At 59.5% G+C, this 25949-nt stretch carries 25 protein-coding genes and 1 pseudogene; 19 read left to right on the top strand and 7 right to left on the bottom strand.

The window, feature by feature from the left end:
- Positions 1 to 464 precede the first annotated feature (464 nt).
- The 13 genes from FP026_RS25480 to FP026_RS25420 all read left to right on the top strand — a co-directional run bounded on the left by FP026_RS25480 (position 465) and on the right by FP026_RS25420 (position 12213).
- On the top strand, positions 465 to 1790 hold the full coding sequence (locus FP026_RS25480; RefSeq protein WP_149637367.1) for an ABC transporter substrate-binding protein: 1326 nt from the start codon (positions 465 to 467) through the stop codon (positions 1788 to 1790).
- Between the two features lie 101 nt (positions 1791 to 1891).
- On the top strand, positions 1892 to 2860 hold the full coding sequence (locus FP026_RS25475; protein ID WP_188112685.1) for a carbohydrate ABC transporter permease: 969 nt from the start codon (positions 1892 to 1894) through the stop codon (positions 2858 to 2860).
- Positions 2857 to 3810: a carbohydrate ABC transporter permease gene (locus FP026_RS25470; RefSeq protein ID WP_149637365.1), complete on the top strand. Its 954-nt coding sequence runs from the start codon at positions 2857 to 2859 to the stop codon at positions 3808 to 3810. The genes FP026_RS25475 and FP026_RS25470 overlap by 4 nt, the downstream gene beginning before the upstream one ends.
- Complete coding sequence (locus tag FP026_RS25465; protein ID WP_149637364.1) at positions 3807 to 4019, top strand: hypothetical protein; 213 nt, start codon at positions 3807 to 3809, stop codon at positions 4017 to 4019. The genes FP026_RS25470 and FP026_RS25465 overlap by 4 nt, the downstream gene beginning before the upstream one ends.
- Before the next feature lie 3 nt (positions 4020 to 4022).
- Positions 4023 to 5120, top strand: coding sequence for an ABC transporter ATP-binding protein (locus tag FP026_RS25460; protein ID WP_149637363.1), 1098 nt, complete (start codon positions 4023 to 4025; stop codon positions 5118 to 5120).
- Positions 5113 to 6120, top strand: coding sequence for an ABC transporter ATP-binding protein (locus FP026_RS25455; RefSeq protein WP_149637362.1), 1008 nt, complete (start codon positions 5113 to 5115; stop codon positions 6118 to 6120). Before FP026_RS25460 ends, FP026_RS25455 begins: the two co-directional genes overlap by 8 nt.
- Before the next feature lie 49 nt (positions 6121 to 6169).
- Entirely contained in the window at positions 6170 to 7810 is a 1641-nt protein-coding gene (locus FP026_RS25450) for a dihydroxyacetone kinase subunit DhaK (protein ID WP_149637361.1), read from the top strand.
- Positions 7807 to 8445: a dihydroxyacetone kinase subunit DhaL gene (gene dhaL, locus FP026_RS25445; RefSeq protein WP_149637360.1), complete on the top strand. Its 639-nt coding sequence runs from the start codon at positions 7807 to 7809 to the stop codon at positions 8443 to 8445. Before FP026_RS25450 ends, dhaL begins: the two co-directional genes overlap by 4 nt.
- Positions 8442 to 8840 (top strand): dihydroxyacetone kinase phosphoryl donor subunit DhaM, encoded by a 399-nt coding sequence (gene dhaM, locus FP026_RS25440; RefSeq protein ID WP_112342043.1) that lies wholly within the window; start codon positions 8442 to 8444, stop codon positions 8838 to 8840. Before dhaL ends, dhaM begins: the two co-directional genes overlap by 4 nt.
- Complete coding sequence (locus tag FP026_RS25435) at positions 8840 to 9184, top strand: HPr family phosphocarrier protein (RefSeq protein ID WP_149637359.1); 345 nt, start codon at positions 8840 to 8842, stop codon at positions 9182 to 9184. Before dhaM ends, FP026_RS25435 begins: the two co-directional genes overlap by 1 nt.
- Positions 9168 to 10748, top strand: coding sequence for a putative PEP-binding protein (locus tag FP026_RS25430; RefSeq protein WP_149637358.1), 1581 nt, complete (start codon positions 9168 to 9170; stop codon positions 10746 to 10748). The genes FP026_RS25435 and FP026_RS25430 overlap by 17 nt, the downstream gene beginning before the upstream one ends.
- A 1-nt stretch (position 10749) precedes the next feature.
- Positions 10750 to 11160: a hypothetical protein gene (locus FP026_RS25425; protein WP_149637357.1), complete on the top strand. Its 411-nt coding sequence runs from the start codon at positions 10750 to 10752 to the stop codon at positions 11158 to 11160.
- 60 nt (positions 11161 to 11220) lie between these two features.
- Positions 11221 to 12213, top strand: a complete 993-nt coding sequence (locus FP026_RS25420) for a dihydroxyacetone kinase subunit DhaK (protein WP_149637356.1) — start codon at positions 11221 to 11223, stop codon at positions 12211 to 12213.
- A 362-nt stretch (positions 12214 to 12575) separates the two neighbouring features.
- Here FP026_RS25420 and FP026_RS25415 read toward each other — a convergent pair whose 3' ends face one another.
- Both FP026_RS25415 and FP026_RS25410 read right to left on the bottom strand, forming a co-directional pair.
- Positions 12576 to 13880, bottom strand: a complete 1305-nt coding sequence (locus tag FP026_RS25415; protein WP_432444152.1) for an alginate export family protein — start codon at positions 13878 to 13880, stop codon at positions 12576 to 12578.
- Positions 13881 to 14197: 317 nt separating this feature from the next.
- Positions 14198 to 14857 carry a hydrolase gene (locus tag FP026_RS25410; protein WP_149637354.1) on the bottom strand — a complete coding sequence of 220 codons (660 nt, stop codon included), beginning with the start codon at positions 14855 to 14857 and terminating at the stop codon, positions 14198 to 14200.
- 146 nt (positions 14858 to 15003) lie between these two features.
- Here FP026_RS25410 and FP026_RS25405 point away from each other — a divergent pair, with 146 nt between their 5' ends.
- Positions 15004 to 15924, top strand: a complete 921-nt coding sequence (locus FP026_RS25405; protein ID WP_149637353.1) for a LysR family transcriptional regulator — start codon at positions 15004 to 15006, stop codon at positions 15922 to 15924.
- Positions 15925 to 16156: 232 nt separating this feature from the next.
- Positions 16157 to 16375, top strand: a pseudogene (locus tag FP026_RS25395) (IS3 family transposase); the annotation flags it as partial.
- Positions 16376 to 16652: 277 nt separating this feature from the next.
- On the opposite strand, the gene FP026_RS25390 reads toward FP026_RS25395, so the two are convergent.
- From FP026_RS25390 to FP026_RS25370, 5 genes are all read right to left on the bottom strand, one after another.
- Positions 16653 to 17852, bottom strand: coding sequence for a porin (locus tag FP026_RS25390; protein WP_188112684.1), 1200 nt, complete (start codon positions 17850 to 17852; stop codon positions 16653 to 16655).
- Positions 17853 to 18412: 560 nt separating this feature from the next.
- Positions 18413 to 19570, bottom strand: coding sequence for an HlyD family secretion protein (locus tag FP026_RS25385; RefSeq protein ID WP_149637350.1), 1158 nt, complete (start codon positions 19568 to 19570; stop codon positions 18413 to 18415).
- The gene (locus FP026_RS25380; protein WP_149637349.1) at positions 19570 to 19914 is read right to left on the bottom strand and encodes a DUF3302 domain-containing protein; all 345 of its coding nucleotides are present in this window, start codon (positions 19912 to 19914) and stop codon (positions 19570 to 19572) included. The genes FP026_RS25385 and FP026_RS25380 overlap by 1 nt, the downstream gene beginning before the upstream one ends.
- Positions 19915 to 20272: 358 nt before the next feature.
- Positions 20273 to 20746 (bottom strand): hypothetical protein, encoded by a 474-nt coding sequence (locus FP026_RS25375; protein WP_149637348.1) that lies wholly within the window; start codon positions 20744 to 20746, stop codon positions 20273 to 20275.
- Positions 20747 to 20762: 16 nt separating this feature from the next.
- Positions 20763 to 21047 (bottom strand): hypothetical protein, encoded by a 285-nt coding sequence (locus FP026_RS25370; protein ID WP_149637347.1) that lies wholly within the window; start codon positions 21045 to 21047, stop codon positions 20763 to 20765.
- A gap of 231 nt (positions 21048 to 21278) precedes the next feature.
- Here FP026_RS25370 and FP026_RS25365 point away from each other — a divergent pair, with 231 nt between their 5' ends.
- The 4 genes from FP026_RS25365 (at position 21279) to FP026_RS25350 (ending at position 25777) form a co-directional block, all read left to right on the top strand.
- Positions 21279 to 23075, top strand: coding sequence for an adenylate cyclase (locus tag FP026_RS25365; protein WP_188112683.1), 1797 nt, complete (start codon positions 21279 to 21281; stop codon positions 23073 to 23075).
- Between the two features lie 97 nt (positions 23076 to 23172).
- Positions 23173 to 24345 (top strand): alpha/beta hydrolase, encoded by a 1173-nt coding sequence (locus FP026_RS25360; RefSeq protein ID WP_149637346.1) that lies wholly within the window; start codon positions 23173 to 23175, stop codon positions 24343 to 24345.
- Between the two features lie 86 nt (positions 24346 to 24431).
- Positions 24432 to 25220 (top strand): hypothetical protein, encoded by a 789-nt coding sequence (locus FP026_RS25355; protein ID WP_149637345.1) that lies wholly within the window; start codon positions 24432 to 24434, stop codon positions 25218 to 25220.
- A gap of 158 nt (positions 25221 to 25378) precedes the next feature.
- Positions 25379 to 25777, top strand: coding sequence for a hypothetical protein (locus tag FP026_RS25350; protein ID WP_149637344.1), 399 nt, complete (start codon positions 25379 to 25381; stop codon positions 25775 to 25777).
- Positions 25778 to 25949: the final 172 nt, after the last annotated feature.

Genomic DNA, 25949 nt, shown 5'->3' with positions numbered 1-25949 from the left:
TAGTGCAGCACATAATTGCGAATTGGCCCTTGATTGGGATAAGGATAAGAGTGATACGGCGCCGGCTCGTATTGGGCCCGCCGACAGAACATATGACAATGCTCCTGCGTGATCCGCAAACCGGTCATTTGATCTCACCGGTTGTGGCCGCTATTCTTTGCGTCACGCCGCGCGGCGCGCTGACCATCAATCAAGTACGAAAAGTAGACGACGTGCGGCAGAGTGGGTCTAGAGCTTCTCAGCGCGCGGATGATGCCAATCAAATTGGCCGATCTCCACACAAAGTGAGGCAGACCCTCCATATGTGCAGTGCAGCAACGATTGTCACTTGCAATGTTTATAAAAATGTACTTCACTAAACATATTGCTAAACATGAAGGTTGAGGAGTTCATGTAGGCATTCTCTGACATTGGTGGACTTGCGTGGCCGGCGGGGAGCTGGCCTTTGGTTCTGGGAGGAACTCATGCAGAAGACATTGAAAGCCCTTCTTGGGCTGGGCTCGGCGTTTGTCATGTCGCTGGCGCTGCCCAATATTGCAAAAGCCGATCAATTGACGCTGTGCTGGGCCGCCTGGGATCCTGCAAACGCACTCGTCGAGCTGTCGAAAGATTTCACCGCCAAGACCGGAACGAAAATGAAATTCGAGTTCGTCCCATGGACGAGCTATGCGGATCGTTTCCTCAACGAGTTGAATTCGCACGGAAAGCTCTGCGATCTGATCATCGGCGACAGTCAGTGGATCGGCGGATCGGCGGAAAACGGCCACTACGTCAAACTCAACGACTTCTTCGACAAGGAAGGCATCAAGATGGATGACTTCGTGCCGGCGACGGTCGTCGGTTACTCGGAATGGCCGAAGAACACGCCGAACTACTGGGCGTTGCCTGCCATGGGCGACGTGGTTGGCTGGACTTACCGCAAAGACTGGTTCGAGCGGCCGGAATTGCAGAAGGAATTCAAGGAGAAGTATGGTCGAGATCTCGCAGTCCCGAAGACTTACGATGAGCTGAAGCAGATTGCCGAATTCTTCCAAAAGCGTCAGATAGACGGCAAGACCGTCTACGGCGCTTCGATCTACACCGAGCGCGGCTCTGAAGGCATCACAATGGGCGTGACCAACGTCCTCTACGACTGGGGCTTCCAGTACGACAACCCGGACAAACCCTATGAAATGAAGGGCTTCGTGAATTCTCCCGATGCGGTAAAAGGCCTGGAATTTTACAAATCGCTCTATGATTGCTGCACGCCGCCCGGCAGCTCCAACGTTTACATGGTGGAGTCCGCCGATGCCTTCAAATCCGGCCAGGTCGCAATGCAGATGAACTTCGCCTTCACTTGGCCGGGTCTTTACAAAGACGAGAAGGTCGGCGGCGACAGAATTGGTTTCTTCCCCAATCCAGCTGAAAAGAAGCACTTCGCACAGCTTGGCGGACAGGGCATTTCGGTTGTCTCCTATTCCGACAAAAGGGACGCCGCTCTGCAATACATCAAGTGGTTCGCCCAGCCTGACGTCCAGGCCAAATGGTGGAAACTCGGCGGCTACTCCTGCCTGAAATCAGTCGTGAACGCCCCGGACTTCGCGTCCAGCCAGCCCTATGCCCAGGCATTCCTGGACTCGATGGCAATCGTGAAGGATTTCTGGGCCGAGCCGAGCTACGCAATCCTTCTTCAAGATATGCAGAAGCGTGTCCATAACTATGTCGTGGCCGGCAACGGCACGGCTCAGGAGGCGCTCGATGGCCTCGTGAAGGATTGGACCGAGGTCTTCAAGGACGACGGCAAGATCTAGTGTCCGGCTGGACGTACAGCATCCTTACCAGAATGGCGGCCCGGATCGCCAAGACTGCCGGGCCGCCACGTGTCTCACTTACGCAAAGACCAGGTGATACCTTGAATATTTCCTCTTCCTCCATGGTCGAAAAGGCTGCGGACGCAACGGCAAGGGCGACGCCTACATCGGTCGCTCATCGCGTCCGCGGCCTATCCGATCGAGCGATTGCGTGGGTGTTTATCGCCCCAACCATCATCCTTCTTCTTGCCATCAACATCTTCCCGCTCATCTGGGCAATCTATCTCTCATTCACGAATTATCGCGCCAACCGTCCAAATGCGCCGGTCCAGAATGTCGGATTGAGCAATTACGAACGCGTTCTGACCGATCCTGATATCTGGCAGGCCATGCAAACGACAGCGCATTTCGTGTTCTGGACAATCCTGCTGCAGACGGTAATCGGCTTTACGCTCGCCTATCTTATCGACCGCAAGTTTCGTGGCCACGCGTTCTGGACGACGCTGATCCTGATCCCGATGATGCTGTCTCCGGCCGTCGTCGGCAATTTCTGGCGCTTCCTCTATGAACCGCAGATCGGTCTCTTCGCTTACGCCGTTTCTCTCGTCACCGGCATCCCGACGGCCAATATCCAGATGCTCGGCAGCGTCTCGCTTGCTCCCTGGGCAATCATCATCGTCGATACCTGGATGTGGACGCCGTATGTCATGCTGATCTGCCTGGCAGGCCTGCGTTCCATCCCCGACTACATCTACGAGGCTGCCGAAGTCGACCGCGCCTCCGCCTGGCGGCAATTCTGGTCCATCACCGTGCCGATGGCGCTGCCTTTTATCATGCTTGCCGTGCTTTTCCGCGGCATCGAAAATTTCAAGATGTTCGACATGGTTACACTGTTGACGGGAGGCGGTCCGGGTTCGACTACGGAGGTTGCCTCCATCACCCTGAAACGCGCCGCCTTCGAGAGCTGGGCGACAGGAAGGGCGTCGGCCTTCGCCATCGTCCTCTTCGTCGCCGTTTTCGGTCTCGCCAACATTTACGTCAAAGCGCTGAACAAGGTGAAGCAGCGATGAGCCCCGTGACCTCAGCCCATTCGGTCGTCGAGCCGAGCCCGACCAGCAAGCGCATCGCCGGCGCCATCGTGATCCTCTATGCCCTGATCACCATGATTCCGCTGGTCTGGATCTTTCTGACCAGCATCAAATCACCGCCGGATTCCATCAGCTATCCGCCAAAGATCGTCTTCTCTCCGACGCTCGAGGGTTATTGCAACCTCCTGACGACGAGGACGCGACAGACGCCGGAATATATCGCCGCGCTACCCGCACCAACCGGCACCTGCGACGAGGTCACCCGCAAGCGAAACATGGTCATTGCCGGCCCCTCGAATTTTCTGCCGCGCTTTGCCAATTCGCTGGTGATTGCCTTCGGCTCCACGTTCCTCGCCGTTTCGCTGGGAACGTTGGCCGCCTACGGCTTCTCCCGCTTCAGGGTTCCGCTTGCCGACGACCTTCTGTTTTTCATCCTGTCAACGCGCATGATGCCGCCTATCGCGGTCGCAATCCCGATCTATCTCATGTACCGCGAGCTCGGTCTTTCCGACACGGCAGTCGGCATGATCCTGCTTTATACCGCAGTCAACGTCTCGCTCGCGGTCTGGCTGCTCAAGGGGTTCATCGACGAGATCCCACGGGAATACGAGGAAGCCGCAATGATCGACGGCTACACCCGCCTGCAGGCCTTCTGGAAAGTCGTCTTGCCGCAGGCAACCACAGGAATTGCCGCCACGGCGATCTTCTGCCTGATCTTTGCCTGGAATGAATATGCCTTCGCGGCATTGTTGACCTCGGGCGAGGCCCAGACGGCACCGCCATTCATTCCGACCATCATCGGCGAAGGTGGCCAGGACTGGCCGGCCGTCGCGGCAGGAACGACGATCTTCCTGATCCCGATCCTCCTCTTCACGATTCTCCTGCGCAAGCAACTCTTGCGTGGCATCACCTTCGGAGCCGTCCGCAAATGACGCATCTCATCGAAACACCGCCGCCATCCCGGCCGAAGCGCCCCCTCTTTCTGCGCCGCGGCCCGATGGAGAACATCGCGACCATGCTGATTGCGATCGGCTTCCTCATGCTATTCCAACCATTCCTACTGGTACTCTACAGCTACTCGCTGGTGACCCTCCTTGCCGGCACGGCCATGTTCATCATCGTCTCGAAGTTTCCGGAGTGAGCCATGGCAGAGATCAGAATAGAAAATCTGCGCAAGCAATTCGGCGGCTTCGTCGCGGTTCAGGATTCAAGCTTCACCATCCACGACGGAGAATTCCTGGCACTGCTCGGCCCGTCCGGCTGTGGCAAGACGACGACGCTTCGCATGATCGCCGGACTTGAACTGCCGACCAGCGGCAAGATCTACCTTGATGGCGAGGACGTCACTTTCAATCGCGCCAGCGCCCGTGACATTGCCTTCGTCTTCCAGCTTTTTGCGCTCTATCCGCATATGAACGTGCGCAAGAACATCGGCTTTCCGCTGCTTTCGCAGGGCATGTCGAAGGCCGAGATCCGAAAGCGCGTCGAGGAAACCGCGCGGCTGCTGCAGATTGATCATATCCTGAACCGCTCTGTCTCCGGACTTGCTGGCGGCGATCGACAGCGCGTGGCTCTCGGTCGTGCGATCGTACGCCGTCCGAAGTGCTTCCTGATGGATGAACCGCTTGGCACGCTCGACGCGGAATTCCGCGAAGTGATGGTCCATGAGCTGCGTGAACTCCATAACCGCATCCATGCGACGACGGTCTACGTAACGCATGATCAGCACGAAGCCATGGCAATGGCCGACAAGATCGCGGTCATGAACCATGGTGTCATCGAGCAATTCGGCACACCGCAGGAAATCTACAGCAAGCCAGCCACGATGTATGTCGCTGACTTCATCGGGTCGCCGCCGATGAATTTTATGCGCTTCACCTCTGGCCTTTATAGCGGGGCGAGATCGGTCTCAGTTAATGGCGTCGATGTCAGCGTTCCCGAAGTGTACCAGGACTTGGCCGAAGCCGAATTGGCGCTCGGCGTCAGGCCGGAACATATCCGCTTCAGCGACACCTCTCCTTTGCGGGGTGCAGTCTATGGCAGCGAATATCTCGGAACCAATCAGGTCGTGGCAATCGAGACATCGAGCGGCGTGATCAAAGCGCGTGTTCCTGCGAACCGCAACTTCCGCATCGGTGAAACCGTTGGTCTTGAGTTCAATCCGGCCAAACTCGCGCTGTTCGACTGCAAATCGGGTCGCGCCGTTGCTTCGGCACTCTACTCGGAGGTTGAACATGGCTGACGTTGTTCTCAAGGACCTTAACAAGCGTTTCGGCGATACACAGGCTCTGGCTGATTTGGACCTCTCTATCCGCGACGGTGAATTCGTCGTTCTGCTTGGGCCAACGGGCGCCGGCAAGACGACCACGCTGCGCCTTATTGCCGGCCTGGAGCGCCCTGACAGCGGACGCATCGAAATCGGCGGTCGCAACGTCGCGGGCGAAGCTCCGGCCGACAGGGACGTTGCGTTCGTCTTCCAGCAATATTCGCTCTATCCGCACATGACGGTCTACGACAATCTCGCCTTTCCGCTGCGAGCGCCAGTGCGCAAGCTTTCAAGCGAAGAGGTCGACCGCCGTGTCCGGGAAATTGCGCGCATGGTCAGGATCGACCATAAGCTCGAGAACCGTTCGACCCATCTGTCGGGTGGCGAAATGCAGCGCGTTGCGATCGGCAGGGCGCTGGTGCGTCGTCCCGCGATCTATCTTATGGACGAGCCGCTCTCTTCGCTCGACGCAAAGCTGCGTGGGGAGCTTCGTCTGGAACTGAAGCGTATCCAGAAAGAGCTCGGCTCGACCCTCCTCTATGTAACCCATGACCAGGTCGAAGCCATGACGATGGCGGATCGGATCGGCATCGTTGCCCAAGGGCGGCTGCTGCAGGTAGGAACGCCCCGCGAAATTTATGGCAATCCGGCTAGTCTTCATGTCGCGGCACGTCTTGGCCAACCGCACATCAACCTCTTGCCACCTGGTCTTCTAAGTGGCGCCAATCCTCCGCCTGGAACCAAGACGATCGGCGCGCGAACCGAGCATCTCGATATCATCCCCGATCAGAATGCCAATGCCGAAATAGACTGGATCGAGCATCTGGGCGACCAGAACCACTTGCATATCAGGGTGGGCGACCACAAGCTCGTCACGCTTGCTGATCCATATCTTGCGATCCGGCCGGGTGATCGAATTAGCCTGTCGCTGCGCGATCCGCTCTATTTCGATGCCAGCGGCCAGCGGCTTGGATGAACAACAGAACGAAACGGACAATAGTGGCATAAACGACGGGTCTCACTCCATGAAACATTTCTTCAATCGCCGGGAAACCATCGTCACCGAAGCCCTGGATGGCCTGCTCTTGACGAGCGACCCTGCCCGTCTGGCCCGTCTGGACACCTTTCCCGAGATCAAGGTGATTCTCCGCGCGGACTGCGATAAATCCAGGGTTGCAATCATCTCCGGCGGCGGTGCCGGGCACGAGCCCTCACATGCAGGCTTCGTCGGCAAGGGCATGCTCACAGCAGCGGTATCGGGCGAAATCTTTGCCTCGCCGAGTGTCGATGCCGTGCTGACTGCAATCCGTGCCGTAACGGGTCCCAAGGGTGCGCTGCTCATCGTCAAAAACTACACGGGTGACCGTCTGAACTTCGGCCTTGCCGCCGAGAAGGCGCGTGCCGAAGGCTTCGACGTCGAAATGGTGATTGTCGCCGACGATATTGCAATCCCTGGCATCAACCAGCCGCGCGGCGTTGCCGGTACGCTGTTCGTGCACAAGATCGCCGGCTACCACGCCGAGGCCGGCGCTGATCTCAAGACAGTGGCGGCGCAGGCAACCGCCGCAGCAGGCGACATCGTCTCGCTTGGCATGTCCCTATCGACCTGCAGTGCACCGGGTCAGGCGCATGAGGACCGGCTTGGCGCTAACGAGGGAGAACTCGGCCTCGGGATCCACGGCGAGCCAGGGGTCGAGCGCATTGCCGTGCAGCCGGTTGCCGACCTTGTCGCCACGATGGCCGAGCGGCTAGCCGCCAAGCTGGACAGTTCGCGGGATCATGCGTTGCTGGTCAACAACCTCGGTGCCGTGCCGCCACTTGAGATGGGCGTGATAGCCAATGCCGTACTGTCGTCTCCCCTAAGGCGCTGCGTACGGCTTGTCATCGGGCCGGCGCCAATGATGACCGCGCTTAACATGAACGGCTTCTCGCTGTCGCTGATCCGGTTGGACGCTGCCCGTGAAGCCGCCCTGAAGGCTGCCGTCGCTCCGCACGCCTGGCCGCCCGCGACCGAACGGCATGAGATCGCTATCATTCCTGCCCCTCAAAGAGCGCTTGTACAGAACGAAGCGAGAGTGGCCAGCGATGATAAACAGAGCCGTCTTCTCCTGACGACACTTTGCGAGCATCTGATTTCCCTCGAGGAAGAACTCAATCGCCTGGATGGCCGCGTCGGTGATGGCGATACCGGCTCTACGGTCGCGCAGGGTGCCCGCAGCATTCTTTCCCGCATGGACACGCTGCCGCTGAAGGATCCCGCCGCCACGATGGCCTCGATCGGCGAGATCCTGAGCACGAGCATGGGCGGTTCCAGCGGCGTGCTGCTATCGATCTTCTTCACCGCCGCATCCAAGGCTATGGCCGAAAAGAAAGATATCGCTGCTGCCCTGCTTGCCGGACTAAATCGGATGACGTTCTATGGAGGAGCTGGCGTCGGCGATCGCACAATGGTCGACGCGCTGGCTCCGGCTTTGGCAGCTCTGACATCGGGAGATCTCGCGGCCGCGGCAAGGGCAGCCGCAGCAGGTGCGGAGGCGACAAAGGCGATGCGGAAGGCAAAAGCCGGACGAGCTTCCTATGTCGGCGAAAGGGATCTGGAGGGAGTGCCTGATCCAGGCGCCGTGGCGGTGGCAGGTGTATTCGAAATGGTGGCATCGCTTGCATGAGCGCGCCGGGAGGATATAGGGTGCAGGCAGAACCGGCTCTTCTCATGGGATTGATCGAAGCTTGCCGCGCGACGATCGCAGCAAACAGCGATCATCTCTGCGGGCTTGATCGTGCGATCGGTGATGGCGATCACGGGACGAACATGCGGCGCGGCTGCGAGGCGGTGAGCGCGGAGGAAGCCTCCGTATCGCTCCTCCCCTTGCCGGACGCGCTTGAAAAAATTGGCCTGACGCTGGTGATGAACATAGGAGGAGCGGCAGGCCCTCTTTACGGAACGCTGCTGATGGAGATGGGTCGCGAGCTCCGTGCACTCGACGACAAACAGGATTTCTCCTCGGTACTGAAGCAGGCGATTGACGCGGTCGCTCGTCGCGGTCGCTCGCATGCTGGTGACAAGACCCTTCTCGATGTCCTCTATCCAGTCCAGGATGCACTCGCACATCGCGTGCCTTTGACGGATATTGCACGTCAAGCCGCACTTTCCGCCGAATTGACTGCCGCAATGAAGGCCATGCGGGGGCGCGCCTCCTATCTTGGAGACAGGTCAATCGGCCATGTCGATCCGGGTGCTTCGAGTTGTGCGCTTCTGACAGCCGCGATCTGCCGTTACCTTGAGGAGTACCGTCCGGCATGAATGGGAAGACGCCTAACGTTGGGATTGTGATCGTTTCCCACTCGCCGCTTGTCGCGCGCGGGACAGCCGACATGGTGAGGCAGATGGTCGGCGATAGCGTGCCGCTTGCCTGGTCCGGCGGCAACCGTGATGGCGAGCTTGGCACGGATGCCGGCGGCATTCTCAAGGCCATCGAGGAAGCCTGGTCGGAAGCGGGCGTCGCCGTCTTCGTCGACCTGGGTGGGGCTGAGACGAACAGCGAGATGGCAATCGAAATGCTCGGTCTGCCGCGATCGGAAAAGGTATCGATCTGCAACGCCCCCGTCGTGGAGGGAGCCGTCATCGCAGCGGCCGAGGCCTCTGGTGGCGCACCGCTAAGCAGAGTGGTTGCAACGGCAGAGGAGCTTTCAGCCTGATGAGCGGCGGATTGCGTATAGGAAGCCGGGAGGCCGGACAGGTGCAGGCCAGTTGTCAGATTGAGGTCGAGGTCAAGCACGGCGTGGGATTGCACGCTCGGCCTTCAGTCACGTTCACGCGTCTGGCAAAATCGTTCCCTTGCTCTATCGAAGTCGCGGTCAATGGCAGCGACATCTGGCTGAACGGCAAGAGCATCATCAAGATCATGGGTGCAAGGATCCGCAAGGGTTCGGTCCTCAGCATCCGCGCCGACGGAATCCTCGCCGAAGAGGCGATCCGGGCATTGAAGGAACTCGTCGAGCGCAACTTCGATGAGGAAAAGAGGCATGGCCGCACCATTTAGATTGAAAGCCACGAGCGCTTCGCCGGGTGTTGCATCCGGGCCAGCCTATATCGTAGAGCCGCTGGTCGCCGCCGCGTCACCGCCGTCAAGCCTTTCCGGACATGTCGAACTCGGCGATGCGATCAAGACGGCTATCCACGAGCTGCAGAGCCTTGCGACCGGAACAGATCCCGAGAGCAGCGATATCATCGAGTTTCAGATCGAAGTCCTCCAGGATCCGACGTTGACGGAGATGGCTGGCGCGCGGATCGATGCAGGCGAGAACGTCGCATTCGCATGGGTCGGGACACTCGACGGATACATCCGTGAACTGGAATGCTCGGAGGAGGACCAAATGCGGGCGCGTGCCGTCGACATCGTCGACATCAAGAACCGCGTCCTGTCGGTCCTCACGGGAACGCAACTCGACGACTTTCCAGCCGGATCCATCTATGTCGGAAGGGACATGGAACCCAGCCGCTTTCTCGCCCACGACTGGTCGGCAGGTGGCGGTATCGCTCTTTATGCCGGCAGCGCCGTCGGCCACGTCGCCCTGCTTGCCAGATCCCGATCTATCCCGATGGTAATCGGCGCCGGCCAATTCACGACAGAAGGGGGACGGCATATCGGGGTTGATGGCGATTCAGGTGCCGTCGTCCTTCAGGCAGCTAAGGAAAACGCAACGCCGGCCCAGGTCAACCATCCTGTGACGAGCATGCCACCGCCAGCCGACAACGGCAGTCTGCGCACGGCCGACGGTTCGCGGGTCCTGTTGTCCGTCAACGTCAACGCTCCCGATGAAGTCGATTCGATCCCTGCCGCTACAATTGCCGGCATCGGGTTGATGCGCTCGGAATTCGCAGTGACGTCACTTGGTGACGCTGCAAACGAAGAAAAGCAATTCGCGATCTACCGCCGGCTCCTCGATTGGGCGGATGGCCGAGCGGTAACGATCCGCATGTTGGATATCGGCGGCGACAAGCCGCTCGCCGGCCTCACCGAAGCGTCTTCGTTGCGAGGCGTCCGCCTTCTCCTTGCCCGGCCGGAAATTGCAAGCGTTCAAGCCCGCGCGCTCCTGCGCGCAGCCATATTCGGCAATTTGCGCGTCATGCTGCCCATGGTGACTTTTCCGTCTGATGTCGACAATATCAGACAAATCTTTCGCGAAGAATCCACTGAGCTCGCGCGCAGGGGCGTGCCGCATAGCATCCCCCCGATCGGGATGATGGTAGAGGTTCCGGCTGCGGCGCTCATGCTCGACCGGTTCGAAAGCGCAGACTTCTTTTCGTTCGGTACAAACGACCTCGCGCAATACCTTGTCGCTTCGGCACGCGAGGATGCCGACTTCGCTGTTTATCAAGACCGCGCCGTGCCGGCGGTGCTGCGCCTGCTGTCGCACGCTGTGAAGCTTGCCAGGGCCAAGCCAGTCAGCATCTGCGGCGACATGGCCGGCGATCCATCCCGGACCGCGGATCTTCTTGCCGCAGGCATATATCATTTTTCCGTGGCGCCCACTCGACTTCCCGCGATAAGATCGGCAATCGTCGGTCTGAATGCCGATGGGACAAAGGCAGCCGGAGAATAAGATGGCGCGCGAAGATACCGAAGACGCCATTATCGCCTACAAGTCCATTCTGGCGCAAATCATCGACAACCGACCGTCCGGAACACGCCAGCGGCTGGCCACGGAACTGGGTAAACATCGAAGCTTCGTCACGCAGATCACAAGCCCGACCTACGCGACACCACTTCCCGCCCGGCATCTGGCGACGATCTTCCGGGTATGTCATTTCAGCGGCGCCGAACAGGAGCGTTTTCTGCACGCTTACCAGGCCGCCCATCCTGGCAAATTGCCGGAGCTTAGCGCCTCGGAAAAGCTGCGGCATCTTTCGCTGATGGTCCCTGATTTCGGTGACGAGCGACGCAATCGGCTGCTGGAGGAGGCAATTGCGGATCTGGTGCTGAAGATCGCCGCACTTTCCGGACCGCCCGAGTGAACGGGGGCATTGCACAAGGGGCAAAAAGACTGAGATGATCATCGCCTTGGGAGGGGCTCGATGAAGAAATTCATGAACACGGCGGAAACCATGGTCGCTGAAAGCATCGAAGGCTTCGTGCGCGCCCATGAAGAATTCGTTGCGTTTGGTGTCGACCGCAAATACATACGCCGCCGCCACTTGGTTCCCGGCAAGGTCGCGATCATCTCTGGCGGCGGCGCGGGCCACGAGCCAATGCACATCGGCTTTGTCGGTCGCGGAATGCTCGATGCCGCCTGTGTCGGGCATGTCTTCACATCTCCGACGCCAAGCCAGATCATCAGCGCGATCGAGGAAACGGACACTGGCGCCGGTTGCCTGCTGGTCGTGAAGAACTATGACGGCGACGTGATGAACTTTGAAATGGCGGCAGAGATGGCGGCCGGCCGGCACAGCATCGAAATGGTTCTTGCCTGCGACGACATCGAAACGGTTAGAGCCGGCGACGATCGTGGGCGGCGTGGCGTTGCCGGCACGATTATCACAGAAAGGCTTCTTGGTGCTGCGGCTGAGCAGGGCGCGTCGCTCGCACAACTGAAAGCCATCGGCGACAGTCTTTCGCCGCGCATTCGGTCGATGGGCGTCGCCCTGACTGGTGTGACGGTGCCACACACGCAGCGCACAACGTTCACGCTCGGATCGAACGAGATAGAAATGGGCGTCGGCATTCACGGGGAGCCTGGCCATTCGAGGCAGCCCTTTGCCAACGCCGACACAATCGTCAGACGTCTATGCGAGGCAATCGTCGACGACATCAGGCAGGCCACGGACAAAGGACTGTTACTCGTCAACGGACTTGGCGGCACGCCACCAGCCGAACTCTATCTCGCCTATAATATTGTTCACAACTTCATGGCCGAGCACGGCCTGCGGATCGAGCGCTCGCTTGTCGGCACTTATGCCACCTCGCTCGACATGCAGGGCCTTTCCGTCACGCTCGCTTTCCTGAGCGACGACGAGTTTTCTTTGTGGGATTCGCCCGTTTCAACCGCTGCGTTGCGCTGGGGCTGCTAGGTGCCCAAACGACCGCCGAAAGCGCCCTATGTGCGCCAGGCCTGCATGTTTCAGGAAAAATCGGATCGGACGCGACGCCTGCTGAGCGAATTCGAAGGTCTTGATGGGGAACGGAACCTGGGAGCCCGCCATTGGGCATTCAGTGCTCTTGAAGGGAACAGGACCGACGACACCTTTATCCAAAAAGCTAAGTGGCTGATAAATAGGGCTTCGAGGCATAGCGCTTATTTATGGAACATGTAACGGACCAGCATCGCGAAATCACGATCTCCACGGTCAAAGTCATGGTCGTCTCAACGCGCGTGAACTTTGCTGGGCATCGAGTATGAACTGCAATAAACCCTCGTATGATTGTGCATCTTCTACCAGGCGAATTTCAATTCCGCCCGGAAGTAGTTGCTGTCAGGGCCTCCGGCGTCGCGAAGCGTCGAGCCAACCTGGTAGTGGACCGCCTCCACCGAGCCCGTAAGATTTTGATTGAGCCTGTAGTCGGCCCTCAGCTGGGCGTAGGACCCTGTCCACGGCGTTCCGCTGGCTGCAGTTCCGGCGACCGGGACGCTCGGCATGGTATAAACGGCATCGTCCGTCGTCTGGCGCCAAAGTAACCCGACCCCAGCCAGTAGGGTCAGGTCCTCCGTCGGCTGAACGGTGATCGACGGTTTGAGGTGAATGAGGTTGGCGTATCCGGTATGACCGCCGAGCGAGAAATAAAATCCGTTTGGAAACAGTGGATTGAACGTGCCAACCGTGCCGTCGCCCGCATCACCGTCACCCGACGCCACGTCGAACTGCAGACCGATCCGCGGCGACCAGTTTACATCCTCGAAGGTGTAACCGGTCCTCGCACCCACGGCCCAGGCCAGAATGTCGGCTGAGCCGACTTTGCCAACCTGTCCCATCGCTTCCGCATCCCAGTCGAAACCGGCATATTTGCCGGCCGACCGGATATTAAGAATATGCCTGTCCTCCTCACCCGACGCGGCGAGAAAAGTGGCATCCTTGCGCTGGTAGAGCGCGTAATAGGCGGATGCCTCGATCGTCGGCGAGAGCTGCCGCTCGACGCGGACCCCGCTGAACAGCACATCGCCGCTTGAGCGATCATCGAAAGGATCATCATCCCGATACTGAACGGGCTGGCTGACCAAACCGTAGAAGCGCCATGCATCCGTTTCCCACCCGGCCCAGACCGCATCGAACGACTGGCGGACATTCGGTCCATCGCGCACCGATACGAACCGCTCAAGGTCAAACGCAAAGTCTTGGCGGCCGACCCTTGCCCTGAACGTTCCCGCGTCAGTCTCCTGCGTGTAGCCGATGAATGCCAGCCGAAGGTCAAACCGGTTTACGTCGTTAGGGCCGACCACCGTCTTGTCGAACGCACGGACATCCTCGAACTGCGTGAACAGTTGCCAGTTTTCATTCAGATGAACGTCGACGTGGAACTGGGCGCGCTGTAACCAATAGGAATCTCTGGGGTTCGCCGGCACAGTTCCGAATGCCGGAGCGTCACTGACTTCGAAGATGTCGCGCAGATTGAGCCCTAACGAGATGTAGCTGTCGGGATTGGAGGGAAATAACGGAATGTACTTGAGGCGGTCTAGCGGCTGAGTCCGCATTTTCGGATCCGCGAGAGCCGACCAGTCTTCCCGTGCCCGGTCGGTTTTCATCGAGGGCCTCTCCGCCGCCGTCGCATCGTCATTTGCAAAGGCCGACTTGTGGGCGACCTGGGAGAGGGCAAGGACTGCCGCCGATAAAGCAACCTGCTTTGCGTAGGATGTGAAGCGGGCGCGGCCTCGCTGTCGCCTCCTGCTCGATTTGCTGGCGGCGTTCCAGAGGGCAAGCCTGCTCCATAGGGCCGTTCTTACAAAAACCATCACTGTTCCCGATACTCGATATGCCATAGGCAAGAGGGACGACGAGGATCGGCAAACCGTCCGAATTCTCGCCAAACGTTAATCGATATCCTCATCATCCCGGTCGAGTGTTAGAGCCCAGCTGGGGGGTTCGTTACCGGCGTATTGAGCAACTGCTGCTCCCACAGATATGCGATGCCGCTGCCGGCCATATGCGAGATGAGCACTTCCGTCAGCTCTTCGACGTGCTCGGTGCGCGCCCAGTCACGCTGCCATTCGCCAGCCAGAGCCATCCAGGTCATCATGTTGACGCCGGCCGCAATCATCCGCTGGATGGCTACCTGGTGAGACTCGGTTGAGCTTCCGCCCGATGCGTCGGTAATGACGGTCACGTCCCAGCCTTCGCCGGCGGCCTGAATCGCCGGCATCGCCACGCAGACTTCGGTCCATAGGCCTGCGATGATCAGTTGCTTGCGGCCGGTCTCCTTGACCAGGTCCACCACCTTCTCGTCCTGCCAGGTATTGACCCAGGTCCGGTCGATCACGTCCTGCCCCGGGAAGACGTCCGTGATTTGCTTGAAGAGCTTGCCACCGCGATCAGCGATCACGCTGGTGAGGATGGTCGGGACATTGAAAGCTTTTGCCAGCTTTGCTAACGCGGTCGTGTTGTTGACGACTGTCTGAGGATCGTGGCTATTGAGGTTGGTCAGCTGGTAAGGCTGATGATCGATCAGAACGAGAACGGAATCTTCGGGACGAAGGAGAGAATCGAGGCCGTTGCGAAAGGTCATGAAATACATCCTGTATTGGCGGTTCGTTGAGGCTTATTGCGAGGATGCCCTCATCGGAGAGGCATCCGCCGGGAACCTGTCATTCTCTTCCGCGCCCCGGTAGTCCTCGGTCGCGTGACGGCCTGTTGCAAAAAAAGGAACGCGTGTTGGAATTTGATGATCTGAGGATATTCGTCGAGGTCGCTGATGCGGGCGGGGTATCGTCGGCAGCGCTGCGCTTGGGCATTTCAAAATCGATGGTCAGCCGGAAGATAGCCCAGCTTGAGGCAGAGCTCGGCGTACAGTTATTGGCGAGGACGACCCGTGGCATAGCACTGACAGAAGCAGGTGCCACGTTCAGAGAGCACGCAGCCCGTATTTCTGCCGAACTGGACGTCGCGCGGGAAATGATCCTGCCTGCCGGTGAGCTTCGTGGCCGCATGCGCGTAGCCGCGCCGCTATCATTTGGTCCGACGCATTTTGCTCCCGTCCTCTCCCAGATGGCGCGCCGACACCCGCAACTACGAATTCAGTCCTGCTACACTGATCGCTTCGTAGATCTTGTCGGAGAGGGTTTTGATTGCGCGATCCGACTTGGTCACCTGCCAGATTCAAACCTTGTCGGAAAACGTGTCGGACCGATCTTCGGCAAGCTGGTTGCAAGTCCTGCCTACATCGAGGCTCATGGCGCTCCCGAAACACCGGACAAGATTGCGGACCACCATGTCATTATGCGAGACGCCGAGACGTGGCAATTCATGGATGGCGATAAGATTGTCAGGGTGCGTCCCCACGGACGCTTCGTAGCTGACAATGCGATATCGCTCGTAGCGGCCGCTCTGGATGGGATTGGGATCGCCTATTTGCCAGAACCGCTGATTGCGGATCATATTTCTTCTGGCGCACTCGTGCCAATTATGACGCGTCATCCGATACCGCCGGCCGCAATCTTCGTCGTGAGGCCGCCTAGCAAGTATCCCTCCCGGAAAGTCAGAATTCTCACTGAAATGCTCATCGAGTGTTTTGGGAATCCGCCTGTCAGTGGGGGCGCGGTGGGCGTCGACAACGGAGACGAACGATCGGCGTAGAGGTAGTGTAAACGACTCGTGTCCGCCCGCCTCGCTTCCAGTTTCCAGCTTGGCAATCGATTGCTGCCGTCAAAGTGTGCGACGATCCAACAAAAATCGGTCGAGTTTGCCGCTCGGGCCCGCGGAAAACAACTCTTTGAACAAGGTGGAGGCAACCCGCGGGGCCAATCCAGCCCTTTCATCGATCAATACCACCGACAGTCTTTTGATTTCGAGGGTTATCGTGCGCGCCTCGTCAATCCGACGCGGCAACTGCCATGACAATGCGGTGGCCGAGAGCTTCGTCAATCTTCTGAAGCGAGAGAGGATACGTCGCAGGGTCTACCGTTCACGCGATGAAGCTCGCCAGGACGTGTTCGACTACATCGAAATGTTCTACAACCCGAAACGCAAACACGTCAGGAACGGGATGCTGTCGCCCGTAGAGTTCGAAAAGCAGCAGAAAATCTAACCCGAGGGTGTCTACGAAACTCGGGGCTATTCACTCCATCCCCTTTTCAACGCCTTCGGCGGTCGGCATGTTACGCTGCAAACAACCGAGGCCGGTAAATGAAACGAACGGATTTCGAGCTTGCGACCCCTAATTCCGCGGGTGTCAGCGGGCGTCGCTGCCTGTTGCGGCCTCGTGCTCGGCCTGGCGACATGCTCTAGAAAATGTGTGAAGCGTCTAATGCGGGGAGCGCTGGAGTGGTTCGGGTCGCAATTTGGCTGGCAACGCCACATGCCGTTCAAAATTCACGTTTAACCCACAGGAAGCCTGTTGTTCCTTTCAAATTCGCACCTGGAACAAGACCGATCGCGCCGTCGAGCGCGACATGTGTGCTGAGGGCATCCACTTCTGCGCCGATCGTCCACTTTTCCGCCGGCTGATAGATCAAATTTATGCCGTATCGCTTGGTTGTGATCGAGGGGTTGGTTGCGAACAGGTCGAGATTCACCGCGATATAGCTTGCGAACGCGTTCGACTCCCATTTGTCCGACCATTTGTGATGGTACGATGCGACGCCGCTCCAGCCTTGTATCGGCCCGACGGTGGGGAAACGTGCGGCGAAAGCATCGGCGTCGGCCGCAGTGCCGAGGAAAGCAGGCGCGTCTACCGAGTAGGCAAGGCTAGCGCTAAAATTGTCGTCTTCACCGGCAAATCTAACCGGCACCGTAAGGCCGGCAGTCGCTGCCCAACCGGATCGACTGCCGGCCGACGAATCGTGCAAGAGTGCGGCCGGCGTCTCTTGCCGATGAACGGCCGCCGAAATCTGCATGATCCAGTCGTCTTTTTCGTAATGGAGTTGCGCAGTGAAATACGGCGGCTCCTTGGGGAATTCCCAGGTGGTCGCGCCGTTGCTGGCCGGTGGGCCAGCTTCGACCGCCACCGAGGACGACAGGCCGTCAGTGATCTGGTATTTGTAAGAAGCCAGATAGCTGCTCAGCGACGGCGACGACGCGGTGAACTGGAAATCGCCCGACCAAGCGTTCATGAGGGATTCGGCGTACCCAACTTTAACCCCTGCGTATTCGATTGTTGCTTCGGACAAAGTGGGCGCTGCATCAAAACCACTGTCAGTATTATAGCCCCAGGAAGTCCCGAAGACGAACTTGAAAGGTCCCCTTTCCGTCAGCCGCGCGGCTTCGAGGCGCAAATCCGCTTCGCTGGTGAAGCTGCGGGTGGTTCTTGAGCCGGGCCCTAGATGCGGCTCCGGAGCGTTGGTGCGTTGCACAGTGCTCTGCAGGCTTCCGGACAGATCATAGCAAATGCCGTTGACGAGATAGCGATTTAATCCCGTGCCATTTGTGGTGCTGAGGGGCTTGCTTTCCGAGCCGGACCCACCGACATCGATGTCGCACACAGCGCTATCTTCTTCCCCCTCGTCCTCGTCGTCCTCCTGTGCGAAGGCCGGCGACAACAAGCGCAAGAGACACAAGCAGATCATGCAAAAGCGCCGAACGTGGCGCCCAAATGCCACCTCGTCCGACTTTTGGCGCAGTCCCGTGAATGCTGACGCTCCGCCATGCGACTTGTTCGCGTCAACGGATGAGGTAGGCACATGTAAGACGCCCAGCTCTCGCCGGGCCTTTTCGTGGTCCTGTGGAAGGCTTACGGCTACGATCGAGAACGACCGCACTATGCGCGCAACTGGCCGCAGGTTCCGTTTGTTAATCAGCATGCCGGGCTTGGCACGCGCCGGAGCCGGAAGTCAACGACCAGAGCCATGCCAGTACTCCCCTGCAATCGACGCGTCACACGTTTTCTAAAAGTAAAAGGCGTCCTGCGCTTTACATTTTGCGCCAAAACACTCGAGGAAAGAAACAGGCGCCTTGTGAACATCGATAACTCCCACGTTTTTTGCAGCAGCAGCCGGTTCCCCAGCTACCTGTTGACGACTCTGTTGGCCGGCCGGAGCGAGTGTTCGGGCTCCGGCGAGAGCCGAACAGAAACTCTCTACCCCATTGTCGGTGGGATGCAGAAAAGCGTGCGCTTCGACATCCCCTTCTAATGCTCCAGGAACACGTAATTCATCCATGCACTCATGCGCAGCAGGATCTTCCGCATGATCGCAACGTGGTGCCAGTGCTCGGTATAGACGGCGACGCTGGCAACGACGCCACCTGGAAGCTGATATGCGGAAAGATCATCCAGAATCTCGATCTTGGCCAGCGTCAGTCCCGGCGCGAGCCGTTCGGGCGCTTGCGGGTCGATCAGCGCGCCGGACGGCTGAAGCTGCCCCTGCGCCATGACATCAATGATGCCGCCGACCTTCGCCTTGAAAACCCGGCCGGGAATGGCCTTGAACGAAACTTCGGCTTCGTCTCCGACGCGCACGCGCTGCAGGGAATTCTGGATGAAGGCAGCCGCGAGCATGCGGTCGTCGCTGTTGATGAAGACCATGACTGGCCGAAGCGGCAGCGGGTTTGCCATCATGCCCGGCCGCAGGAAGACCTGCGTCACATAGCCGTCGCTCGGCGCCCGCACAGTCGTCTCATCGAGCTCGTACAGCGCATTGTTGAGCTCGGCTTGAATGCGGGCGACGGTCGGATTGGTGCCATTTATCTCCGATTCATAGGCGAGCTTCGCCTGGGTTTCCTGCGCCTGCGCCGTGGCGAACGCCGCTTCTGCCGTCAGATATATGCCGCGCCGGTTGTCGACCTCAAGTTCGGAATAGACCCCGGCCCTGCCGCTGGCCTTGGCGTTCTCATTGGACTGCGCGATACGTTCGAAGGCCTGCTGCGCCCGGTCGCGCGAGGCGGCGGCACCGTGGGTTGCCGAGGTAGCGGCATCAAGTGCGGCCTTGAGCTGCAGCACTGTCCGCTCGGCCTCGGCAAACGCTGCCCGCTTCTGGTCGACGGCGAATTGATAGGGACGCGGATCGATGCGGAATAGCACGTCGCCCTTCTTCAGCGGTGTGTTGGGCGTTACCGGCACTTCCACGACCTGGCCGCCGACGATTGGGATGACCGGCGCCGAGGTGAAGTAGATGCGGCCATCTCCGGAATAGGGATGATTGTAGCTCATGAGCAGCAGGAGGCCCGCGATCAGGAAGATGCCCCCAAGCACCGCCGTGGAGACCGTCCACTGGGTGACGGGGATCTTGAAGATCTTGAAGATCGCAATGCAGATCGCCGCATAGGTGAGGATGAGGAGCAGATCCATCAGGCATTCCCCTTTGTGCGCGGTTGCTGCTCCTCAAGCTCGGCGATGCGGGCCTGGAGGCGGGCAATCTCTGCATTGGCTTCGATTTCCGGTTTGAGCACGCCGTCCGGACGCATGCCCCAGCCGCGATCCTCGCGATAGAGCGTCGCCCAGATGAACAGGAACGGCCATATGGCGTGCAGCGTGAACAGGCTCACCCAGCCGGCGATGTGGATGGCATCCTGGTGCGGATGGTTGCGCGACTTGGCGATAAGATGCGGAATATCGTGGATCGCGATGATGCCGTAGAAGAGCGTCAGCACCACGAAGAGCAGAATGCCGAGCGCAAAATAGTCGAGAAACATGACGTCGCTCCTTAATCGACCTGCGTTTGAAACAAGTTTCAGTAAACGCTCGGGTTCTTGCGATCCCGGCTGGTGTTTGGGATTTGGCCCGATGGTGGAGCGCCGCGTGGCGCGCCGAAGAGCGGTCGCATCGGGAAGCTCCGTCCTGCATAGGGAGAACGGCGCCCGCGAGCGATGGCTTCGGAGAGCCCGCCGACAGAACGCCGATGACAGCATCCCGCCCACAATGCACGTCTGTTGAGATTGGTACCCGAGCCCACGCGGAATTCTCCCTCGATCTACTTTGACCTTCGACGCCATGCGTTGCGCTTCCCAAGGCGGAATGGAAGTAGGTTACAGTAACCAACGGTACGACTGCCTACAGTGGATCCGGTTCGAGCGCCTTTCCAAGACGGTCGAGTTCGAGCGAATAGCAGAAGAGGCCGAACAGGATCAGCGCGATGTAAGACAGTTTTACCGCCGATTGCTCGAAGGTCGGAAGGACATCCAGTTCGGGGACATGCCTGAAGAAAACCGCCGAAAAGAGCGCGCCTCCAAACAGGAAGCTGAGCCGCCCGATAAAGATACATAGATGAGAGATGAGCGTGCTCTTGAAGGGCACAGTGACGGTGACCCATCCAAGCCGTATCCAGTAGCAGCAGTGAAGAGTGACCGCGACTGCCGTGATAGAGATCTGATCCGCAATGTCCAGGGTCAGCCGCTCTCCAAGATGGGTCAATACGTCGTGGAAGATCGGGAATACCTTCATGAACAATGCCGAGGCGGCGATGGTCTGGCCCGCCAGCAAGAGTGCATAGAGTGTGCCGTTCGATGGGCGGAACCGTTTGGACATTCACATGCTTCGCTGCTCATGCTTGTGACGGATGTGATCTTTTCCGGCGAAACGGAAAGACCGAGGCATTGTCGACCGCCTCGGCGATTTCCGCTCGTAGGCTATCGACCAGTTCCACCAACTCAGCGTGCCTTTGCGCGTCGCCCGGTTCGGAGCTACCCTGCCACGCCTGACGCAACTGGTCTGCAATCGCGAAGTCGTTGCACAGTTCACGAAAGCTTTCGCTTCGGCGTGCGAGCATGTCGATCACGTCCGCTCGGAGAGGGAACCGGCTTTTAGCGAAGCTCACGTCAAAGCCCATTTGAACCTCCCAAATGCGCGGGTTCACGCTACGGCGGCACCTTCATCCTGTGCTTTGGCGAAAGCAATGCAAGTATATAACTGTAAGCTACATCTCGACGGACTATCGATTGATCGGATCGTTAAGTTCTCTCTCATGGACTGCGCAGCTAATATACGGTAGGTTGCAACGGTGATTGGGCAGAGAAATCTCGAGCAGTCGTGTTTCTCGAGAGTGGGTGGGGATATGGCCATGCAGACGTCCGTGCCGTCAAACGATTTGTCGCTGCATTGCCCTCCTCTCGATTCCGAGGCCGTCAGAGCCCAGCTCGAACGCATTGTTGCGAGCCCGGAATTTCCCAAGGTCGGCCGAAGCGCAGCATTCCTCACGTATGTCGTGCAGGAGGCACTCGAGGGTCGCGGCGATCGCATCAAGGGATACACGATCGCCGTCGAAGTGTTCAAACGGTTCGAGGGTTACACCCAGGATGACCCTGTCGTCCGGATAGAAGCAGGCAAGCTGCGGCGTGCACTGGAGCGATACTACCTGACCGCCGGTCGTGATGACCTGGTTCGCATCGACATTCCCAAAGGCGGTTACGTTCCGACGTTCACGACCGTCACACCCGCGCCTGCCGAGGTGGACCGATCGCCTGAAACAGTTGCTCCCGCAACCATAGTCACCCGCCGCCGCATCGACTGGCGAGTAAGCACCGCGGCCCTTATCCTGACCCTTGCCGCGGGCGTCGCGATCGGCCTCTTGGCTGCCATCCATATTTTTGCGCTTTCATCCCGTGTCGGCCACGACCAGCCGACGCTCGTCGTCGCTCCCTTCGCCAATCTGGGCGGCGGTCGAGACGCTGATCTCTATTCCGCTGGGCTGACCGAAGAGCTTTTGACGGCACTTCCCCGCTTCAAGGAAATCAGGGTTTTCGGTCGGGAGACGTCGAAGAGCCTGCCTGCCGACGTCGCGCCCTCGCAGATCAGGAAGGAACTCGGGGCGCGGTTTCTGTTAGCGGGCGGCGTGCGCATGTCAGGCAACCGCATACGTGCCACGGCGCGCGTCCTCGACACGGAAAACGGCGCAATCCTCTGGTCGCAGGACTACGACGACGACACGCAGTCGGGCGATCTGTTCGCGATCCAGTCCGACGTCGCCAACAAGGTGGCGACGGCCATCGCACAGCCCTATGGCATTATGGCGAAAGCCGACGCCACAAACCCGCCCCCGAACGATCTTCGAACCTATCAATGCGCCCTTGAATTTTATGGATATCGAGGAGAATTGAGCGCCGAGCGGCATGCGCATGTGCGCGCCTGTCTGGAAACATCGGTCGCGCGCTTCCCGTCCTTCGCCACGGGTTGGGCCATGCTCTCGATCATCTATCTCGACGAAGATCGTTTCCGTTTCAACACGATGGCGGGCGCTCCGTCTCCCATCGAACGCAGCCTTCAGGCCGCCCGGCGCGCCGTCCAGCTCGATCCCGACAATGTCCGCGGCCAGCAGGCGCTGATGACCGCCCTGTTCTTCAACCAGCAGGTCCCGGAAGCGCTGCGCATCGGCGAGAAGGCCGTCTCCATCAATCCCAACGACACCGAACTCCTCGGGGAATTTGGAACACGAGTGGCGATGAGCGGGCAATGGAAGCGCGGCTCCGAGATGCTGGACCGTGCGCTTGCCCTCAATCCTGGTGGTGGTGGATATTATCAGGGCAATCGAGCGCTGGCCGCCTACATGCTCCGCGACCGCGCGCTTGCGGTCATGAACATCAAGCAGGCCGACTTGCAGAAGTTTCCGCTCTTTCACGCTGTGGCCGCGGTCATCTACGCCGACGCCGGCATGATTGACGACGCTCATCGGGAAGCCGCGCTCTTCGACCGAATGCGTCCGGACTTCGCGCCGAACATCGTCGCCGAACTCAAGGCACGGAACTTCACCGCTGAGGACCGCGCTCGACTGATCGCCGATGCCCGGACGGCGGGGCTTCCCGTACCTGCCGAGGCGGATATTGCCGCGCTTGCGTCGACCGCCCCCTCCTCGGCTCCATGAGGGGGAAAGCCGACAGAATATACGAGAGGTTACGTTAAAATCCTTCTCCGCTCGTGTAGCGTCCGACCGAAATTGGGTTTTCCATAGGCGGTTGGGCATGAGAAAGATTGACGTGTTTCGAGTTGGACGGTTGGCCGCATGCGGGGTTCTCTTCGGTTTGCTGTATGGCTGTGCCGGCCATCCCAAGGACGTGATTGTTCCCGTCGCCGAGACCGCCCCGACCGCCAGCAAGGTCGACATGCTGATCACCACCACCCGCGCCCGTTCCACGGTGCCCGGCGAGATGTACAACGGAGAGCGCGCCGCCGCACCATCCTTCGCGGACCTGACGATCTCGATACCGCCCGACAGTGTCCGCAAGGTCGGAGAGGTCGCGTGGCCCAGACGGTTGCCGTCGAACCCGGCCACGGATTTCGCCACTTTGAAGGCCGACGAGATTTCGCGCGAGCAGGCGCAGAGCTGGCTGAGCGCGTCGGTCCGCAAGAACAAGGATGGAAGCGTGCTCGTCTTCATCCACGGGTTCAACAACCGCTTCGAGGACTCGGTCTATCGCTTCGCCCAGATCATCCACGATTCCGGCGTGAATAGCGCGCCCGTGCTGGTGACTTGGCCGTCTCGCGGCAAACTGCTTGCATATGGCTACGACCGGGAAAGCACCAACTACACTCGCAACGCGTTGGAGCAACTCTTCCAGTATCTGGCCAAGGACCCCGAGGTGAAGGACGTCTCGATCCTCGCCCATTCGATGGGCAACTGGCTGGCGCTGGAATCACTGCGGCAGATGGCGATCCGCAACGGACACCTGCCCGGGAAATTCCACAATGTGATGCTGGCGGCCCCGGACGTCGACGTCGACGTCTTCCGCCAGCAGATCACCGACATGGGCAAACAGCATCCACAATTCACCCTCTTCGTCTCGCGCGACGACAAGGCGCTCGCCTTTTCCCGGCGGGTCTGGGGCGGCGTCTCCCGGCTGGGCTCTATCGATCCGGAACAGGCTCCCTACAAGCAGGAACTCGCCGACAGCAAGATCAAGGTCATCGACCTGACGAAGATCAAGGCCGGAGATAGCCTGAACCACGGCAAGTTCGCCGAGTCCCCCGAGATCGTCCGCCTGATCGGGGGGCGTATTTCGCAGGGCCAGAGCCTGACCGATAGCCGTGTCGGCGTCGGCGATGCGATCGCGGTTGCGGCGAGCGGGGCGGCCGAAGTTGCGAGCAAGGTCGTGACCGCTCCGCTCGTTGCGGTCGACCCGAACAGCCGTAAGTAACTGTAACCTACTTATGGATCACTCAGCTTTCGGACAATCTCGCATCGTTCCCATCGACACGGGGACACCGGCTGAAGGATATTCGCATGAAGAATTTGCTGTCGTCCGCTGCTCTGCTTTTGATCGCGCTCCTCGTCCCTAACTTTGGGTACGCAGCCGACCTGACGCCGCTGGCAACCAATGCGAAGGTCGAAGGCACACCCGATGGGTGGCAGTTCACCGTCGCCCCGTACTTCTGGCTGGCAGGAATTTCCGGTGATACCGCTTCCTTTGGTCTTCCCGAGGTTCACCTCGACTCGTCGTTCGGCGACGTGATCCAGAACATCGATTTCGCCTTCATGGCGGCAGGAGAAGCGCGATACGAGCGTTTCAGCGTCGTCGGCGACGTCATCTACACGAAGCTCGGGGCCGACGCCAAAACGCGCAACGGTATCCTTGCCGATAGCGTCGACGTCACCTCGAAGACCTTTGCCGGACTGCTCGGCGCAGGCTACGCGGTCATCGACGATCCGGCCGGACATCTCGACGTCGTCGTCGGTGCGCGGCTCTGGTCGGTCGACAACACGATCGGCTTCAACGGCGGCATCCTTGGCGGACGGGAGGCGAAAGACGGCGCGACCTGGGTCGACGCCGTGGCGGGCATTCGCGGCAACTATTTCTTCACACCGGAAATCTACCTGACCGGATGGGGTCTCGTCGGTGCCGGCGGTGCCGACCTCGACTGGGATGTACAGGTCGGGCTCGGCTACAAGTTCAACGACACGATTTCCGCAGTCGCCGGCTATCGCGCGCTCGGCGTGAACTACAGCAACGACGGGTTCGTCTTCGACGTCGTCCAGCAAGGCCCGATCCTCGGCCTTGCCGTACATTTCTAGGGTGATCTGCATGACATTCGAGAAAAGCGCCCTCGCGATGATGACCGTATTGGCAGTCGCCGGACAGGCGCATGCGCAATCAAACGAGGACCTCGGGTCCGACGTGCCTAAACGTTCGTTCGCGCGGACGGAAACAACCAACTAAAGGGAGTGAACCGATGAAACTCTTCAAAGCGTTCGGCAACGTCATTGCCGCAATCGCGGTGCTTCTTCTTATCTCCGCTCCGATGTTCGGAGCGACGCCCGCCGAAGCACGGCGGGCGGTCGCCGCATGCGGCCCCAGAGGCTGCGGTGCCGCAGCCTGCGGGCCACGGGGATGTGCCGCCGTGGGCCATCGTCATCCGCCCGCATATGGTGCGGCGCGACGAGGTGTCGTCGTGGCCCAACCCCGTCGTTATTGGCGTCCAGGCGGTGCGATCGCCGCTGGCGCCGCAATCGGCTTCGTGGCAGGCGCATCCGCGGTGGCTATCGCGGGCAACCCACCGCATTCAGGCCAGTGCTGGTACTATACGTCGCCTGCGAAGACGACGGGCTTCTGGGACGTCTGCCCCAAGTGACAGCACCACAGAGCTACCAGTGAATTTCGACAACTTCCTTATGGCATTTCGATGAGACCAGCCCAATCATCGCGCCGCTGGAAGAATAGCTGCGACGTGTCCGATGACGCTTAGGGATTGAGCGAACGAATAGAACCCGGTCGTCAATGCGTCCGGCCGGGGAGCTCAACGA

This window comes from Martinezella tropici (genome assembly GCF_008370325.1).
Classification (GTDB): domain Bacteria; phylum Pseudomonadota; class Alphaproteobacteria; order Rhizobiales; family Rhizobiaceae; genus Rhizobium; species Rhizobium tropici_B.
Note: the sequence above shows the minus strand (reverse complement) of the source record. Positions and strands in the feature narration are given on the sequence as shown.